The sequence below is a fragment of the Corynebacterium suedekumii genome, assembly GCF_030252185.1.
Classification (GTDB): domain Bacteria; phylum Actinomycetota; class Actinomycetes; order Mycobacteriales; family Mycobacteriaceae; genus Corynebacterium; species Corynebacterium suedekumii.
Map to the genome: position 1 here is coordinate 2288004 of NZ_CP126970.1, position 13846 is coordinate 2301849.

At 69.0% G+C, this 13846-nt stretch carries 13 protein-coding genes and 1 pseudogene; 3 read left to right on the top strand and 11 right to left on the bottom strand.

What is annotated here, in order from left to right; translation table 11 throughout:
- Positions 1 to 62: 62 nt before the first annotated feature.
- The 9 genes and pseudogenes from rpoZ to pyrR all read right to left on the bottom strand — a co-directional run bounded on the left by rpoZ (position 63) and on the right by pyrR (position 9799).
- Positions 63 to 353 carry a DNA-directed RNA polymerase subunit omega gene (gene rpoZ / locus QP029_RS11445; protein ID WP_284874413.1) on the bottom strand — a complete coding sequence of 97 codons (291 nt, stop codon included), beginning with the start codon at positions 351 to 353 and terminating at the stop codon, positions 63 to 65.
- A gap of 27 nt (positions 354 to 380) precedes the next feature.
- Positions 381 to 964 (bottom strand): annotated as a pseudogene (gene gmk, locus QP029_RS11450) (guanylate kinase).
- 3 nt (positions 965 to 967) lie between these two features.
- Positions 968 to 1291 (bottom strand): integration host factor, actinobacterial type, encoded by a 324-nt coding sequence (gene mihF, locus QP029_RS11455; RefSeq protein ID WP_284874414.1) that lies wholly within the window; start codon positions 1289 to 1291, stop codon positions 968 to 970.
- A gap of 181 nt (positions 1292 to 1472) precedes the next feature.
- A complete protein-coding gene (pyrF, locus tag QP029_RS11460; RefSeq protein WP_284874415.1) occupies positions 1473 to 2303 on the bottom strand; it encodes an orotidine-5'-phosphate decarboxylase in 831 nt (276 codons plus the stop codon).
- Position 2304: 1 nt separating this feature from the next.
- Entirely contained in the window at positions 2305 to 5643 is a 3339-nt protein-coding gene (gene carB, locus QP029_RS11465) for a carbamoyl-phosphate synthase large subunit (protein WP_284874416.1), read from the bottom strand.
- A 28-nt stretch (positions 5644 to 5671) separates the two neighbouring features.
- Positions 5672 to 6880, bottom strand: coding sequence for a glutamine-hydrolyzing carbamoyl-phosphate synthase small subunit (gene carA / locus QP029_RS11470; protein WP_284874417.1), 1209 nt, complete (start codon positions 6878 to 6880; stop codon positions 5672 to 5674).
- Positions 6881 to 6904: 24 nt separating this feature from the next.
- Positions 6905 to 8251, bottom strand: coding sequence for a dihydroorotase (locus tag QP029_RS11475; protein WP_284874418.1), 1347 nt, complete (start codon positions 8249 to 8251; stop codon positions 6905 to 6907).
- A 13-nt stretch (positions 8252 to 8264) separates the two neighbouring features.
- Entirely contained in the window at positions 8265 to 9209 is a 945-nt protein-coding gene (locus QP029_RS11480) for an aspartate carbamoyltransferase catalytic subunit (protein WP_284874419.1), read from the bottom strand.
- Positions 9206 to 9799 carry a bifunctional pyr operon transcriptional regulator/uracil phosphoribosyltransferase PyrR gene (gene pyrR / locus QP029_RS11485; RefSeq protein ID WP_284874420.1) on the bottom strand — a complete coding sequence of 198 codons (594 nt, stop codon included), beginning with the start codon at positions 9797 to 9799 and terminating at the stop codon, positions 9206 to 9208. The genes QP029_RS11480 and pyrR overlap by 4 nt, the downstream gene beginning before the upstream one ends.
- Positions 9800 to 9948: 149 nt before the next feature.
- Here pyrR and QP029_RS11490 point away from each other — a divergent pair, with 149 nt between their 5' ends.
- Genes QP029_RS11490 through QP029_RS11500 form a run of 3 tightly spaced genes read left to right on the top strand, consistent with a single transcriptional unit; the run spans position 9949 to position 12318 of the window.
- Positions 9949 to 11328: a TIGR01777 family oxidoreductase gene (locus QP029_RS11490; protein ID WP_284874421.1), complete on the top strand. Its 1380-nt coding sequence runs from the start codon at positions 9949 to 9951 to the stop codon at positions 11326 to 11328.
- Between the two features lie 17 nt (positions 11329 to 11345).
- Positions 11346 to 11852 carry a YbjN domain-containing protein gene (locus tag QP029_RS11495; RefSeq protein WP_284874422.1) on the top strand — a complete coding sequence of 169 codons (507 nt, stop codon included), beginning with the start codon at positions 11346 to 11348 and terminating at the stop codon, positions 11850 to 11852.
- On the top strand, positions 11842 to 12318 hold the full coding sequence (locus QP029_RS11500; RefSeq protein WP_284874423.1) for a YbjN domain-containing protein: 477 nt from the start codon (positions 11842 to 11844) through the stop codon (positions 12316 to 12318). Before QP029_RS11495 ends, QP029_RS11500 begins: the two co-directional genes overlap by 11 nt.
- Here the strand turns inward: QP029_RS11500 and QP029_RS11505 are convergent.
- On the bottom strand, positions 12315 to 13166 hold the full coding sequence (locus QP029_RS11505; protein WP_284874424.1) for a PPK2 family polyphosphate kinase: 852 nt from the start codon (positions 13164 to 13166) through the stop codon (positions 12315 to 12317). The genes QP029_RS11500 and QP029_RS11505 overlap by 4 nt on opposite strands.
- A gap of 26 nt (positions 13167 to 13192) precedes the next feature.
- Positions 13193 to 13843, bottom strand: coding sequence for a transcription antitermination factor NusB (gene nusB / locus QP029_RS11510; RefSeq protein ID WP_284874425.1), 651 nt, complete (start codon positions 13841 to 13843; stop codon positions 13193 to 13195).
- Between the last annotated feature and the right edge of the window lie 3 nt (positions 13844 to 13846).

Genomic DNA, 13846 nt, shown 5'->3' on the forward strand with positions numbered 1-13846 from the left:
CTACCCAGAATCACCGACGTCCCCGGCCACGGTGTGGGCGGGGACGTGAGAGCGGGGAGGGGCTAGTTGCCTTCCTCGTGGTCGAGCAGGCCGGCCTCGATCTCGCGCAGCGCGATGGACAGCGGCTTCTCACCCGGCTCCGGGGTCACCAGCGGGCCGACGAACTCGAAGACGCCTTCGTCGTGCTGCTGGTAGTAGCTGTTGATCTGCCGCGCACGCTTGGCGGCGAAGATCACCAGGGCGTACTTGGAGGAGACCTTGTCCAGCAGTGCGTCGATCGGCGGGGAGGTGATGCCCTCCGGCGCGTCGTAGACGGCGGCGGACGTGGTCTGCTCGTTGCTCACGTTGGTCACTTAAACCTTTTCATTGGGTAGACGTTCTTAGGTCCTGCGCTCTGCGCCCTGCAGGATAGCACTGATCTCGGCCACGGCCTCATCCACGTCCTCGTTGACCACGACGTGGTCGAACTCGGACCTGGCGGCCAGTTCCTCGCGGGCGGTCTGCAGACGACGCTCGATGACGTCCTCCGGTTCCGTTCCGCGGCCGGTGAGACGCTGCACGAGCACCTCCCAGGAGGGGGTGCGAGGAAGACGGTCTCCGCCTCCGGCATCATGGCCTTGACGTTGCGGGCGCCCTCCAGGTCGACCTCCACCAGCACCGGACGTCCGTCGGCCATGGCCTCCTGAACGGGGGCCGCCGGGGTGCCGGAGCGCTGGATGCCGCCGTGAATGTCCGCCCATTCGAGCATCCGTCCACGATCGATGTTGTCCTGGAACTGTTCTGAGGTGACGAAGAAGTAGTCGACGCCGTCGACTTCACCGGGCCGCGGGGCCCGGGTGGTCATGGAGACGCTGAAGTAGAGCCGGTCGACGTCACTGCGCAGGCGATGAACCACGGTGGATTTACCTACGGCGGAGGGGCCGGCCAGTACGACCAGCCGCCCCGCGGGGTTCACGCCGGGCACGCTCTAGTCCTCGGAGAAGCCGAAGCGCTCCAGCAGGGCGCGACGCTGACGGTCGCCGAGGCCGCGCAGACGGCGGGTCTGGGCGATCTCCAGCTCGTCCATGATCTCCTTTGCCTTGACCTTGCCGACCTTCGGGAGAGCCTCGAGGAGAGCGGAGACCTTGGTCTTGCCGATGATCTCGTCGTCCTGGGCCTTGTCCAGAACCTCCTTGAGGTTGGTGCTGCCGCGCTTGAGTTCAGCCTTGAGCTCTGCACGTGCCTTGCGGGCCTCTGCGGCCTTCGCGAGGGCTTCCTTGCGCTGCTCGTCGGTCAACTGGGGAAGGGCCACGGGGTTCCTCCGATTCAAATGGGGGGATAGTTCGGTTGTTGTCGGGTACATGTGTACCGGTTTCCAGGAGCATGTCCTGAACTCCGGCCAGTCTAGCACCGGCCGGGTGACGGTCACGTTCCCGCGCCCTGTTTGGGCACGTCAACGCGTCGCGCAGTCCAAAGTACCAGGACAGTGGGCCTCAGACACACTCATCGGCACCCGGAAAGTCTCCCGCCGCCGCCTCGGCGGCTTTCCGCAGGTCAGCCACCTCGGGGCCGGCGGAAAGCACGGCGCGGGAGATGTTGGGGAACGCGAGCTTCTCGACGCCGCGCGCGATCCGCGCCACATCCTCCGCCGACCCGCCCTGGGCGCCGACGCCAGGCATGAGCACCGGCCCGTTGAGGTTCGACAGGTCCGGCGCAGACGCCAGGGTGGCGCCGACGACGACGCCGATGTTTCCCGCCCCCTCGTGTCCGGCATTCCATGACGCACACTCGTCGACCACCTGCTGGGCGATGGTGCGCCCGTCGGTGCCCACGTGGTTCTGCAGCTCGACGGCTTCCGGATTGGAGGTGGCCGCGAGGACGAACACTCCCCGACCGGTCTGCTCGGCCAGCTCGACGACGGGGCGGAGGGCCCCGACCCCGAGGTACGGGGACACCGTGACGGCATCGGCCCGCAGCGGGGAGGTCTCCCCCAGCCAGGCGTCGGCGTAGCCGGCCATGGTGGAGCCGATGTCCCCGCGCTTGGCGTCGGCGACGACGAGGCAGCCGGCCTCCCGCAGGTCCGTCAGCGTCTGCTCGAGGACCCGGAAGCCCTCGGCGCCGAAGCGCTCGTAGAACGCCACCTGCGGCTTGACCAGGACGACGGTCTCGGCGAAGGCCTCGACGCAGCGCCGGCTGAACTCGGCCAACCCGGCGACGTCATCGCCCAGGCCCCACTGCGCGAGCAGTGCGGCGTGCGGGTCGATGCCGACGCACAGCCGACCGCGGGAGGCGGCGGCGTCGAGAAGCTGCTGTCCGAACGTCACGCTACTGCCCCGCCGTGTGGTCGAGCTCCTGCAGGGCGCGGACCTCGAGATTGCCGGCGCGCAGGGCCTCGATGCCCTGGACGGCGGCGGTGACACCCTGGACGGTGGTGACCAGCGGGACACCGACGCTGACGGCCGCGGCGCGGATGTCGTAGCCGTCATGGCGGGCACCGGCGGATCCGGCCGGGGTGTTGAGGATGAGGTCGACGTCGCCGGCGAGGATGAGGTCGACGATGGACTGGCCCTCGCCGTCCCGGGTGTCGGAGGCCTTGAGCACGGTCTCACACTCGATGCCGTTGCGGCGCAGCATGGCGGCGGTGCCGGCGGTGGCCAGGAGGGTGAAGCCGAGGGAGGACAGACGCTGGATCGGGAAGATGAGGGTGCGCTTGTCCCGGTTGGCCACGGAGACGAACACGGTGCCGGAGGTGGGCAGTTCGCCGAACGCGCCGGCCTCGGCCTTGGCGTAGGCGGCGCCGAAGTTGTCGGCCAGACCCATGACCTCGCCGGTGGACTTCATCTCCGGGGACAGCAGGGTGTCGAGCATCTTGCCGTCCGGGCGGCGGAAGCGGTTGAACGGCAGCACGGCCTCTTTCACCGCGATGGGGTGCTCGAGCGGGAGGGAGCCACCGTCGTAGTCAGTCGGGATCATGCCCTCCTCCTTGAGCTCCGCCAGCGTGGCGCCGAGCATGGTGCGGGAGGCGGCCTTGGCCAGGTGGACGCCGGTGGCCTTGGACACGAAGGGCACGGTGCGGGAGGCGCGCGGGTTGGCCTCGATGACGTAGAGGATGTCGTCCTTGAGTGCGAACTGCACGTTCATCAGGCCCTGGACGCCGATGCCGTGGGCGAGCGCCTTCGTGGACTGACGGACCTTCTCGATGTCCTCCGCACCGAGGGTCATGGGAGGCAGGGCGCAGGCGGAGTCGCCGGAGTGGATGCCGGCCTCCTCGATGTGCTCCATGACGCCGGCGAGGTAGACGTCCTCGCCGTCACACAGGGCGTCGACGTCGATCTCGATCGCGGAGTCGAGGAAGCGGTCGACGAGGACCGGGTGCTCCGGGTTGAGCTCGGTGGCCCGCGAGATGTAGTCGGACAGGGAGGGCTCGTCGTAGACGATCTCCATGCCGCGGCCGCCGAGGACGTAGGAGGGGCGGACGAGCACCGGGTAACCGATCTCGTCGGCGACCTCACGTGCCTCCTCGAAGGAGGTGGCGGTGCCGAAGGCGGGGGCCGGCAGGGCGGCGGCACGGAGGACCTCGCCGAACTCGCCGCGGTCCTCGGCCAGGTTGATGGCCTCCGGGCTGGTGCCCACCACGGGGACGCCGGCGTCGGCGAGCTGCTGGGCCAGGCCGAGGGGGGTCTGGCCGCCGAGCTGGACGATGACACCCGCGACGGTGCCGGAGGTGGCCTCCGCGTGGTAGACCTCCATGACGTCCTCGAAGGTCAGCGGCTCGAAGTAGAGGCGGTCGGCGGTGTCGTAGTCGGTGGAGACGGTCTCCGGGTTGCAGTTGACCATGACGGTCTCGTAGCCGATGCGGGACAGCTCGAGGGCGGCGTGGACGCAGGAGTAGTCGAACTCGATGCCCTGGCCGATGCGGTTCGGGCCGGAGCCCAAGATGATGACCTTCTCCTTCTCGGTCTGCGGCTCGACCTCGGTCTCGGCCTCCGGGTCGAGCTCGTAGGCGGAGTAGTGGTACGGGGTCTGGGCCTCGAACTCGGCGGCGCAGGTGTCCACGGTCTTGAACACCGGGCGGATGCCCAGGGACCAGCGCAGGCGGCGCACGCCCTCCTCGCCGGCGAACTCGGGGCGCAGGACGGCGATCTGGGCGTCGGAGAGGCCGAGGTACTTGGCTTCACGGAGGAGCTCGGCGTCGAGGACGGGGGCGTCGAGAAGCGTCTGGCGGAAGTCCACCAGCGCCTGGAGCTCAGCGAGGAACCACGGGTCGACGGAGGAGGCCTCGTAGAGCTCCTCGATGGAGGCGCCGAGGCGCATGGCCAGCTCGATGTCGTACATGCGGCCGTCGGTGGGGCGCTTGAGGTCCTCGAGGACGGCCGGCAGGTCGGTGGCACGCTCACCGGCGAAGTACTCGTCGGGCTTGGTCCAGAAACCGGACTGCTTCTGTTCCAGGGAGCGCATGACCTTGTTGAGGCCGGCGATGTAGTTGCGGCCGATGCCCATGGCCTCACCGACGGACTTCATGGTGGTGGTGAGGGTGTCGTCGGCGCCGGGGAACTTCTCGAAAGCGAAGCGCGGGGCCTTGACGATGACGTAGTCGAGCGTCGGCTCGAAGGCGGCCGGGGTGACACCGGTGATGTCGTTGGTGATCTCGTCGAGGGTGTAGCCGATGGCGAGCTTGGCGGCGATCTTAGCGATCGGGAAGCCGGTGGCCTTCGACGCCAGCGCCGAAGATCGGGAGACGCGCGGGTTCATCTCGATGGTGATGATGCGGCCGTCGTCGGGGTTGACGGCGAACTGGATGTTGCAGCCGCCGGTGTCGACGCCGACCTCGCGGATGATGGCGATGCCCTGGTCGCGCATCTTCTGGAACTCGCGGTCGGTCAGGGTCAGAGCCGGGGCGACGGTGACGGAGTCGCCGGTGTGGACGCCGAGGGCGTCGACGTTCTCGATGGAGGCGATGACCACGACGTTGTCGTCGCCGTCGCGCATGAGCTCGAGCTCGAACTCCTTCCACCCGAGGATGGACTCCTCGATGAGGACGTTGGCCTCCGGGGAGGCGGCGAGGCCGCCGCCGGCGATGCGCTCCAGGTCCTCGTTGGTGTAGGCGAGACCGGAGCCGAGGCCGCCCATGGTGAACGACGGGCGGACGACGACGGGCAGGCCGAGTTCGGCGACGGTCTCGTGGACCTCGTCCATGTTGTGGCACACCCGGGAGCGGGCGGATTCGCCGCCGATGGTGGCGACGATGTCCTTGAACTTCTGGCGGTCCTCACCGCGCTCGATGGCCTCGATGTCGGCGCCGATGAGTTCGACGCCGAACTTCTCCAGGGTGCCGCGGCGGTCGAGCTGGATGGCGGCGTTGAGGGCGGTCTGGCCGCCGAGGGTGGCCAGCACGGCGTCGATCGGGTGGCCCTGCTCGATCTCCTTCTCGAAGATCTTCTCGATGTACTCGGGCTGGATCGGTTCGACGTAGGTGTGGTCGGCGAACTCCGGGTCGGTCATGATAGTGGCCGGGTTGGAGTTGATGAGGGTGACCCGCAGGCCCTCCTCCTTGAGGACGCGGCACGCCTGGGTGCCGGAGTAGTCGAATTCGCAGGCCTGGCCGATGACGATGGGGCCGGAGCCGATGACCAGGACGTGGTTGATGTCTGTGCGCTTGGGCATGGGTGTTCCTTCTTCTCGTTCCTGGTGCTTACTTGGCGGCGTTCGCGGCGCGGTACTCGTCCATCAGGGAGATGAACTGGTCGAACAGCGGGTTCGCGTCGTGGGGGCCGGCGGCGGACTCGGGGTGGTACTGGACGGAGAAGGCCTTGCCGTTGTCCAGGGCCACGCCTTCGACGGTGTCGTCGTTGAGGCAGCGGTGGGTGACCCGGGCAGGGCCGAAGTCGGTGTCGAAGCTCTCCCCCTCGGGTGCCCGGAGGGCGAAGCCGTGGTTCTGGGAGGTGATGTCGATCTTGCCGGTGACCTTGTTGATCACGGGGACGTTGATGCCGCGGTGGCCGAACTTGAGCTTGTAGGTGTCCAGTCCGAGGGCGCGGCCGAGGATCTGGTTACCGAAGCAGATGCCGAACAGCGGGATGCCGGCCTCGATGACCTGGCGGGTGATCTCCACCATCTCGTCGGCGGTGGCGGGGTCGCCGGGGCCGTTGGAGAGGAACACCCCGTCCGGGCGGTACTCCCGGATCTTCTCCACGGGGGTGTTGGCGGGCACGACGACGGTGCGGATGCCGCGCTGGGCGAAGTGGCCCGGGGTGGCGGTCTTGATGCCGAGGTCGTAGGCGACGACGGTGTACCGGGTGTCCCCGACGGCGGGCACCTCGTAGGGCTCGTCGGTGGAGACCTCGGCGGACAGGTCCGCGCCCTTCATGGACGGCTGCGCGGTGACCTCGGCGACGAGCTCCTCGACCGGACGCTGCGCGTCCTCACCGGTGAAGATGCCGGCGGCCAGGGAGCCGTTGTCCCGGAGGTGCCGCACCAGGGCGCGCGTATCGACGCCGCGGATGCCCACCACGTCCTGCTTCTCCATCTCCTCGGGCAGGGTGCGCTGCGCCCGCCAGTTGGACACGCGGTGCGCGAGGTCACGGATGACCAGGCCGGCGACCCAGATGTCGCCGGTGCGGGACTCGTTGTCCTCGTCGTTCCAGCCGGTGTTGCCGATCTGCGGCGCGGTGGTGACCACGATCTGCCGGTGGTAGGAGGGGTCCGTCATGGTCTCCTGGTAGCCGGTCATGGCGGTGGTGAACACCGCCTCGCCGAGGGTGGTGCGCCGGGCGCCGAAGTTGTAGCCGCGGAAGGTGCGGCCGTCGGCGAGGACGAGCACGGCCGGGATGCGGGCGGGGGTGGAGGACGTCACTGCGTCACCTTTCGCGGGGGTCGACTGAGCAATCTGCATGTTATTCATCTGCCTGTATCTTATACGGAAGTTCTAGTTGTTCTCACGCGGCTCGGCCGGCACGCCGTCGGCGCAGGTCACCCGGCCCCGCAGGATGGTGGTGGTCACCTTCGCACCGAAGTCCATGCCCTCGTACGGGGTGTTCTCGGCCTTGGACGCCATGTCGGCGCCGTGGGCGGTCCAGGTGGCCCCGGGATCGACGATGGTGAGGTTGGCCGGCTCCCCCTCGGCGATGGGTCGGCCGTGGTCGGGCAGCTGCACGATCTCGGCGGGGCGCTCGCTCATCACCTTGGCCACCCATCGCCAGTCGGCCTCCCCGGTGGCGATGAACAGGTCGGCGATGACCGCCAGGGAGGTCTCCAGGCCGAGCATGCCGGGGCGGGCGTGCTCGAACTCGCAGCACTTGTCCTCCGAACCGTGCGGGGCATGGTCGGTGGCCACGCAGTCGATGGTCCCGTCGAGCAGCGCCTTCCGCAGGGCGAGGGTGTCGTGCTCCTCCCGCAGCGGCGGGTTGACGCGGTAGGTGCCGTCGTAGGTGTGCAGCTTCTCGTCGGTGAGCAGCAGGTGGTGCGGGGTGACCTCGGCGGTCAGCGGGATGCCCTGCCCCTTGGCCCAGGCGACGAGTTCGACGGTGCCGGTGGTCGAGGCGTGGCAGATGTGGACGCGGTTGCCGTAGTCGCGGGCGAGCAGGGCGTCCCGGGCGACGATGGACTCCTCGGCGGCGCGCGGCCAGCCGCGCAGGCCGAGCTTGGCGGCGGTCTCCCCTTCGTGGGCGACCGCGCCTTCCGTCAGCCGGGGCTCCTCGGCATGCTGGGCCAGCAGCACGCCCTGCCCCTTGGCGTACTCGAGGGCGCGGCGCATCAGCTGCGGGTCGTCGACGCACTTGCCGTCGTCGGAGAACATCCGCACCTTCGCCTGGGAGGTGGTCATCATGCCGAACTCGGTGAGCTCCTTGCCGGCCAGGCCCTTGGTGATGGAACCGACCGGGTGGACGTCGCAGATGCCGGCGTGCTGGCCCTTGAGCCACACCGACTCGGCGATGACCGGCTGGTCCATGACCGGCGCGGTGTTCGCCATGGTGAACACGGCGGTGAACCCGCCCTTGGCGGCGGCCTGGGAACCGGTGATGATGGTCTCGGTGTCCTCTCGGCCGGGTTCACGCAGGTGGACGTGCATGTCCACCAGGCCCGGGAGGAGGACGTGGCCGTGGCCCTCGATGACCCGGTCGGCGTCGGCGTCCGGGTCGGCGTCGAGGGAGACGATGACGCCGTCCTCGATGCGGACGGTGACGGGCTCACCCTCGCCGTAGGGGCGGACGTCGACAAGCTTGAGGGTGCCCTGTTCGGCCGGGGCGAGCGGACCGGTGGCGGGATAGGTCATGGGTGGATTCTCCTTAGTATCCGGCCTCGGCGCTGTCGCCGACGAGCAGGGTGAACAGGACGGCCATACGCAGGTGAACACCGTTGTTGACCTGCTGGAGGATGGCGGTGGTGTCATAGTCGGCGACGGCGTAGTTGATCTCCATGCCGCGCAGCATCGGGCCCGGGTGCATGATGATCGCGTCCTTCTTCATCCGCGCGGCGCGGGCCTTGGACAGGCCGAAGAAGGTGGCGTACTCGCGGTGGGAGGGGAAGAACCCGCCCTGCATGCGCTCGGCCTGGACGCGCAGCATCATCACCACGTCGGCGTCGGCGATCTCGGCGTCGAAGTCCTGGGTGGTGCGCACCGGCCACTGCTCCACACCGTGCGGCAGCAGCGTCGGCGGGGCGACGAGCACGACCTCGGCGCCGAGGGTGGACAGCAGGTCCACGTTGGAGCGCACGACCCGGGAGTGGAGGACGTCGCCGACGATGAGGATCTTCCGCCCCGCCACATCCCCGATGCGCTGACGCATGGTCACCGCGTCGAGCAGGGCCTGGGTGGGGTGCTGGTGGGTGCCGTCACCGGCGTTGATCACGCTCGGGCCGACCCCGCCGGGGGCGACCCAGTCCGCGACGAGCTGCGCGGCCCCCGAGGAGGGGTGGCGCATGATGATGGCGTCCGCGCCGATGGAGGCCAGCGTCAGGGCGGTGTCCTTGAGGGACTCGCCCTTCTTCACCGACGAGGTCGACGCCGAGAGGTTGATCACGTCGGCGCTCATCCACTTGCCGGCCGTCTCGAAGGAGGAGCGGGTGCGGGTGGAGTTCTCGTAGAACAGGGTGTAGATCGTCCGGCCCCGCAGGGTGGGCAGCTTCTTGATCTCCCGGCCCTCGAGCGCCTCGCGGAACCGGTCAGCCTCGTCCATGAGGCCGATGATCTCGTCCCGGTCGAGGTCGGAGATGGACAGCAGGTGTTTCATCGCGGGTTCTCCTCGCGGGTGTCCTCGTGGTGGATCAGCTCGACCGCGTCCCGGCCGTCAATGGCCTCGAGCAGCACGGTGATGTCCTCCGCCCGGGAGGTGGGCAGGTTCTTGCCCACGTAGTCCGCGCGAATGGGCAGCTGACGGTGGCCCCGGTCGACGAGGACCGCGAGCTGGATGTTCTCGGGCCGACCGATGTCGCGCAACGCGTCGAGGGCGGCGCGGATGGTGCGGCCGGAGTAGAGCACGTCGTCGACAAGGACGACGGTCACCCCGTCAATACCCCCGGCCGGGATGGTGGTGGGCTTGAGCGCCCGGTGCGGGCCGCGACGCAGGTCGTCGCGGTAGAGGGTGATGTCCAGGGCGCCGACGGGCACGGCCACGCCGGAGAACTCCTCGATCTTGGCCGCCAGCCGCTGTGCCAGGGGCACTCCCCCCGACGGGATGCCCAGCAGCATGACCGGGGTGGCGTCCGGTGAATCCAGCGCCGTCTTCTCGATGATCTGGTGCGCGATGCGTGCGACGGTCCGCGCGACATCGTCCGAGCCGAGTAGCTCGACGGTGCCGGCGCCGCCGGTGTGTTCACTCATCGTGACCTCCTTCCCCGCCTCTCTGTGCGGTCCTTAAAGGATGTCTGAATGGTTCGATTGGTGTCTATGCTTGATACCTGACGCTGATCATAGCATCACCGGGCCCACCACCCCGCGTGCCCGCCGACCGACGAGAGAGACACCCGCCTGTGAGCCTGACCACCAGCCACGTCGTCCCCGCCGACCGCGAGCGGGTGTGGGACTGGCACACCCGCCCGGGGGCGATGGCCCGGCTCACCCCGCCGTTCCTGCCCCTGACCCCGCTCACGCAGGCGGACAAGCTCTCCGACGGCACCTCCGTCTTCGCCCTCCCGGCCGGCCTCAAGTGGACCTCCCGGCATGACCTGTCCAACTTCCGCCGCGGCCACCGCTTCACTGACGTGTGCACCTCCGCGCCAGTGAAGATGCTGGCCAACTGGCGCCACGTCCACGACTTCGCCGACCACCCGGACGGCACCCTGGTCACCGACACCGTGACCACCCGCATGCCCGGGTCCACCCTGGCCAGCTTCTTCGCCTACCGCCAGCACCAGCTCATCAACGACATCGCCTTCCTCAACCGGATGGAGCACCTCCAGCCGGACCGGCCGCTGACCATCGCGCTCACCGGCTCCCGGGGCCTGGTCGGCCGCGCCCTCAACGCCCAGCTGAGCACCGCCGGCCACCACGTCATCCGCCTGGTGCGCAAGAACGCGAAACCGGGCCAGCGCTACTGGGACACCTTCTCCCCCGACCCGCACCTGCTCGACGGGGTCGACGTCGTCGTCCACCTCGCCGGCGAACCCTTCTACGGCCGTTTCAACGACGCCCACAAGAAGGTCATCCGCGACTCCCGCATCGAACCGACCCGCCGCCTGGCCCAGCTGGTCGCCGACTCCCCCACCGTGACCACCATGGTCTCCGGTTCCTCCATCGGCTACTACGGCTACGACCGGGGCGAGGAGGTCCTCGACGAGTCCGCCGAGCGCGGCGAGGGCTTCCTCGCCGACGTGGTCAGCGACTGGGAGGCCGCCACCGCCCCCGCCGAAGCCGCCGGCAAGCGGGTCCTCCGGGTCCGCACGGGATCGGTCATGTCCGGGCGCAGCGGCATGCTCCCGGTCCTCAAGGCCCTGTCCGCCACCGGCCTGGGCGGCAGCTTCGGCGACGGCAACTTCTGGTTCTCCTGGATCAGCCTGGACGACCTCACCGACCTCCTCTTCCGCGCCGTCATCGACAACGACCTCCGCGGCGTGGTCAACGGCGTGTCCCCCCATCCCGTGCTCAACCGCGATCTCACCGCCGCTCTGGCGAAACAGCTGCGCCGACCGGTGAAGATCCCCGTCCCCTCCCTCGGCCCCACCATCCTGCTGGGCAAGGAGGGTGCGCAGCAGCTGGCGCTGGCCGATCAGCGGGTGGTCCCCGCGACGCTTGTCGACGCCGCGCACACCTTCCGCTATCCGGACATCACCACCGCACTGGCCCACGAACTCGGCGGCGAGGAGCTCGCCGGTCCCGGCGTGGTGGAGGAGCCTGACACGACCCAGGAGTAGCCATTAGGGTGGGCCAGGTGACTAATCCACCATCCTCCCCCATTCCCGACACCCCGGTCGCCCCGGTGACCCCGGAGCGGCTGGCCGAGCTGCTGGAGGCCGAGGGCCTGCAGTACCGCCTGGAGTCCGCCCCCGTCCCCGACGGTGAGGCGTCCACCGTCGTGGTCCGTACCGGTTTCATCAACGCCGCCATCGCCTTCAGCCTCGACGGCGACCGCCTCATCTGCGACTCGATGTGGCGCGGCGAGGTGACCAAGGCCGACGCGCCGAAGGTTCTCGGCATCGTCTCCGAGTGGAACCAGTCCCAGTACATGCCGACGCTGCGCTTCTTCGAGTCCTCCGTCGGCGAAGGGCACCTCACCATCAGTGCCCACCGGCAGGTCAACACCGCCGAGGGCCTGAGCCGCAACCAGATCGGCGCCTTCGTCATGTCCTCCCTCGACGGCGTCCTGCGCGCCTACGACTGGGTGGAGAAGCAGCTGCCGGAACTCGTCACCTGGGAGGATCCCCACAATGAGCAGTAACACCGACATCACCCCCGTCACCATCCAGCGGGTGGCCGACGCCATGTCCGGGTTCGACGTCCAGCTCGACGTCCACGAGGGCAACGACGTCGCCTCCGCGAACCTCAACGGACTGCCCGTCACCTTCGCGGTCCTCGGCTCCGTCGCCCTCGTGCGCGCGGACACCGTCACCGAGCAGACCCTCGCCGACGCCGACCCGACGCTCTACCTGGCCAGCAACCAGGTCAACTGCGTGAGCTTCGGCGCCCGCGCATCCGTCATGGACCGCGGCGAGAACCTCATCGTCCGCACCGAACGCGAGTTCAGCATCGCCGCGGGCCTGACCGACGCCCAGCTGTCGGCGACGCTGCGCGACGCTGTTGACGCCGTCCTGGCCACCCAGGACGGCGTCAAGGTCGCGGCGGAGGAACTGGCGGAGCTGCGCGCGGCCGTCGAGAAGCAGCTCGACGAGCACCAGAACTCCTAGGAGTTCGCCAGACGCTCCTTCTCGGCCTCGACATCGACGTCGGCCGGCGGCCACGTCAGGTCGAGGGAGCGCAGGGCGTCGAGCACGAGGTACTTGACCGCCATGCGGGCGTACTTCTTGTTGTCGCCCGGGATGCAGTACCAGGGCGCGTGATCAGTGGAGGTCCGCGTCATCGCGATCTCGTACGCCTCCTGGTACTCGTCCCAGAGCATCCGCTCGTCGATGTCGCCGGGGTTGTACTTCCAGTGCTTCTCCGGGTCCTCGAGCCGCTCGAGTAGATTCTCCGCCTGGAACTCCCGGGAGATGTGCAGCATCACCTTGATGATGCGGACATTGCGGTCCGCCATCTCCTTCTCAAAGTCGACGATGGCGCCGTAGCGGCGTTCGATCTCCTCCGGCGGGGCCATCTGGCGCACGCGCTGGATGAGGACGTCCTCGTAGTGGGAGCGGTCGAACACCGCGATCTGGCCGATCTCCGGCTCCTGCGGGCGAACCCGCCAGAGGAAGTCGTGCTTGCGTTCCTCCGCGGTCGGCGCGCCGAAGGCGGCGATCTTCAGGGCCTGCGGGTCGAAGGCACGGAACACGTGGCGGACGACGCCACCCTTACCGGAGGTGTCCATGCCCTGCAGGACCAGGAGCACCGCGCCGGTGCCGGGCACCTTGGCGCGGCCGTTGGCGAAGAGCTTCTCCTGGAGCTCATCGAGTTCGTCGTCGTGCTCGTGGAACTCACGCTCCCAGTCCTTCTTGTCCCATTCGAAACCGGGCGTGGAACCCGGGTCGACGTCGGCGAGTGAGAAGTCGGGGCCGACCCGGTGCTGGAATGCCTCATCCATGGTGAATTTGTCCATGCCCACCATCGTAGGCACAACTGCACTCAGGAGATGTCCGGATCCTCGGTGGTGCGGGACGGGCCGGGGCCGGGATCGGCTGCGGAGGCCGGACGCGGCTCGGCGTCGACGGTCGGGTCCTCCGGGGTGAACTCCGGGTCGGACTCGGAGTCCGCGATCGGCTCGGCGACGGCGTCGGCGTCAGCCTCCGCCGTGGCCAGCGGATGGAGGTCCGAGGTGGACTGGGCGACATCGTCGAGCACCGCGTGGATGTAGGGGGCGGCGACGTCGTTGCCGTACTGGGACGCCAGCTCGACGCCCTCGACCACGGCGACGGGTGAGTCAACCTCCGGGTTGAACAGGATCTCCCACACGGCGACGCGCAGAATGGCGCGGTCGACGGCGGGCAGGCGGTCCAGCTCCCAGGTCTCCGCCAGGTAGCGCTCGATGGCTTCGTCGATGGTGTCCAGTTCCTCGGCGGCACCGGCGACGATCTGCCGGGTGTAGTCGGCGACCGGGGCGACGGCGGAATCGGCCTGGCGGGACAGCTGCACGCGGTCCTCGACCACGGCGACGGGATCCAGGTCCCGGGCCTCGGCCTCGAAGAGGATGTCCACGGCGCGTCGGCGGGCGCGGTAGCGCGATCCGTGGCGGCGCCAGTTCTGCTCGTCGGCCGCCTCGTTGGGGGTGTCAGTCACAGT